This window comes from Streptomyces sp. WELS2 (genome assembly GCF_013870595.1).
In the GTDB taxonomy this organism is placed as follows: Bacteria; Actinomycetota; Actinomycetes; order Streptomycetales; family Streptomycetaceae; genus Streptomyces.
In genome coordinates this window covers 1-2,795 of record NZ_JACBWZ010000794.1, presented here as the reverse complement: position 1 = coordinate 2,795, position 2,795 = coordinate 1, and the positions used below count along the sequence as shown (strand labels likewise).

The 2,795-nt window shown below is 73.6% G+C and carries 5 protein-coding genes; 3 read left to right on the top strand and 2 right to left on the bottom strand.

The window, feature by feature from the left end:
• Positions 1–436 (bottom strand): TIGR03086 family metal-binding protein (locus tag H5J33_RS29930; RefSeq protein ID WP_181797922.1); only part of this gene is annotated, 436 nt, incomplete at its 3' end.
• 159 nt (positions 437–595) lie between these two features.
• Here H5J33_RS29930 and H5J33_RS29925 point away from each other — a divergent pair.
• Complete coding sequence (locus H5J33_RS29925; RefSeq protein WP_181797921.1) at positions 596–1,555, top strand: YafY family protein; 960 nt, start codon at positions 596–598, stop codon at positions 1,553–1,555.
• Between the two features lie 23 nt (positions 1,556–1,578).
• Here the strand turns inward: H5J33_RS29925 and H5J33_RS29920 are convergent, their stop codons facing one another.
• The gene (locus H5J33_RS29920) at positions 1,579–2,205 is read right to left on the bottom strand and encodes a TetR family transcriptional regulator (protein WP_181797920.1); all 627 of its coding nucleotides are present in this window, start codon (positions 2,203–2,205) and stop codon (positions 1,579–1,581) included.
• Positions 2,206–2,350: 145 nt separating this feature from the next.
• On the opposite strand from H5J33_RS29920, the gene H5J33_RS29915 reads away from it, so the two are divergent.
• Entirely contained in the window at positions 2,351–2,515 is a 165-nt protein-coding gene (locus H5J33_RS29915; RefSeq protein WP_030614499.1) for a hypothetical protein, read from the top strand.
• Between the two features lie 31 nt (positions 2,516–2,546).
• On the top strand, positions 2,547–2,795 hold a 249-nt coding region (locus H5J33_RS29910; RefSeq protein ID WP_181797919.1), incomplete at its 3' end, for a DUF4190 domain-containing protein.

Here is a 2,795-nt window from a genome sequence, read left to right as displayed (position 1 = left end):
ACTCGGCCGGTTCCGGGTCGAGCGCGAGCGGCCGGCCGATCGCCTCGGACAGGTCCCAGGTGTGCGTCACGATCTCCATGACGTACGCCGACAGGGCGGCCCGCCCGGAGATCTCCCCCCAGGGCACCGTCACCGACGACGCCATCCGCTCGTCGCTCTCCCATGCCTTCAGCGCCCGCTCCCGGACCTCGTCGTAGGCCTCGGCCCAGCGGTCGTCGGGCACCTCGGGGGCGGTCATCGGCCCGCCCTGTCCCGCACCGGTCTCGCCGACGGCGGCGATCCGGCGGGTTCCGCCGACGATGTGGCCGAGCAGCGCGCGCACGTCGTACTCGGCGCACGGGGTGGGCGCGGTCAGCTGCTCGGGGCGCACGGCCTGGATGACCCGGGCCGCCTGGGCGGTGGCGCGGGTGTACAGCGGGCGGGGATCGGCGGTCATGGCGGCCTTCCTTCACAGGGGTCGTGGGTGCCCGGTCGCGGCGCGGGCGCCTGAGCGCCGGGCCCGCCGCACCGGGCGGCTCGGAAGCACGTTCCCGCCGAAACCTGACATCCGCCGTCAGGTTTGCCACGCTCGCCCGTCCGACGGCACCCTGGCGCGGTGAAGTCCGACCGGCTGCTGTCGATCCTGCTGCTCCTGCAGACCCGGGGCCGGGTGCCCGCGCCCGAACTCGCCGAGCGGCTGGAGGTGTCGGTGCGCACCATCTACCGGGACGTCGAGGCGCTGTCCGCCGCCGGTGTCCCGGTCTACGCCGAGCGCGGCCGGCACGGCGGCATCGGTCTGCTGGCCGGCTTCCGCACCGACGTCACGGGGCTGACCGCCGACGAGTCCCGGGCCCTGTTCGTGCTGGCCGCACAGGGCGCGCACGCCGCGCTCGGCCTGGACACGGCGCTCGCCTCGGCCCTGCGCAAGGTCATGGCCGCGCTGCCGGCCCCGCACCGCCCCGCCGCCGAGGTGACCAGCCGCCGGGTCCTGGTCGACGCCACCCGCTGGAAGAGCGGCCCGGAGCGGGCCGCCGACCTCGCGGTGCTCCAGGACGCGGTCTTCTCCGACCGGCGGCTGAGGTTGCGCTACCGGCACAGCGGGGAGCGGGAGGCGCGGACGTACACCGTCGATCCGTACGGCCTCGTGGCCAAGGCCGGCGTCTGGTACCTGGTCGCCGACCGGCGCGGCCGGCCCCGGCTGTTCCGCGCCGACCGGGTGCGCCGGGCGCGGCTGCTGGACGAGCCCGTACGCCGCCGGACCGGTGTGGAACTCGCCGACGTCTGGGAGGAGTTGCGGCGCAGGGTGGAGGAGCGGGAGGACGGGGTCGAGGTCACCGTGCGGGTCCGGCGCGAGCTGGCCGACATGTTCCGGCGGATGGCCGCCGCCCAGCTGACGGCGGAGCCCGAGGACGACGGCGTGAGCCCGTGGGTCACCGCGCGGCTGGCCTACCCGGCGCTCCGGGCGGTACGCCAGCTCCTCGCGTTCTCCGACCGGGTGGAGGTCCTGGACCCGCCCGAGGCGCGTGCGGAACTCGTGGCGGGGGCGCGCTCGGTGCTGGCGGTGTACGGGGACTGAAGGGGCCTGGCGCGCGGGGCGGTTCAGTCCAGCCAGTGGGAGCGGCCGAGGGTGATGAGCCGCAGCTGGCGGGTGGCGAGCCGGGCCACCCGCTCCCGCTCGTCCTCGGGGGCCTCCAGCGCCTCCAGGAAAAGCGAGGCGGTGATGAGCATCTGGTCGACGTAGAGGTGCGCGAGCATCAGCAGGTCGTCCTCGCTCCAGCCCTCGGCCTCCCGGTCCTTGGCCAGTTCGGTCCGCACCTCCTCGGCGAACCGGTGCAACTGGGCCCGGATGGCCTCCCGTACGGGCTGGACGCCGCCGTGCCGTTCGCGGGCGATGAAACGGACGTGTGCGGGGTACTCGGCTACATGACGGGCGATCAGTTCGACGGCGCGCGCGATGCGTTCCTCGCTGTCTCCCGTGGTGGACACCGTCGTCCGCACCATCGGATGCAGGCTGCCCAGCGCCTCGTCGACCAGGGCCACCCCGAGGTCGGCGGTCGAGCGGAAGTGCCGGTAGAAGGCGGTCGGGGCGACCCCGACGGCCCGGGCGACCTCGCGCAGGCCCAGACTGCTCAGGCTCTGCTCCTCCAGCAGGGCGAGCGCCGCGTCGAGGAACGCCTGCCGGGTCTTCTGCTTCTGGGCCTGCCGGATGCCGAGGGTGTGACTCATGTCATCCAGTTAACAACTGTTCTCTGTAATTGGAAAGCCGTCGGAAGCGCTAGACTCGAAGTCAGTGAACAACTGTTACTACAACTGTTCACCGAAACTTCACACCGGCTGAACACGAGGCATACCGGAGGGGGGATTCCATCCCATGCTGTTCCTCGTCGCCGCGCTCATGCTGCTCGGAGTGGTGCTGGGCACCGTCGCCCACGCGCCGCTGACCGTCAGCGCCGTCCTGGCCGCCGTCATCGCCGTCTGGCTCGGCGTCTTCGCGCTCCGCGAGCGCCACGGCCGCCGCCGCACGTCGTCCGACTGACCGCCGCGCAGTCTTCCGGGAGCTGAGCACCATGCACCTCACCGCACCGGCCCGAACCGGCCACACCGACACGCGTCCGCGCCGGGACGCCGACGGCATGGCCGTCGCGTCCTTCATCCTCGGCCTCCTCGGCCTGCTCGTCCTCAACCTCTTCCTCGGCCCGATCGCCATCGTCCTCGCCGTGGCCGCCCTCTGGCGCGGCACGGCCCGCCGGGGCCGCGCCCGGCTGGGCCTCGCCCTGGGCGTCGCCGACCTGGTGGTCCTGGTCGCGTCGATGGAG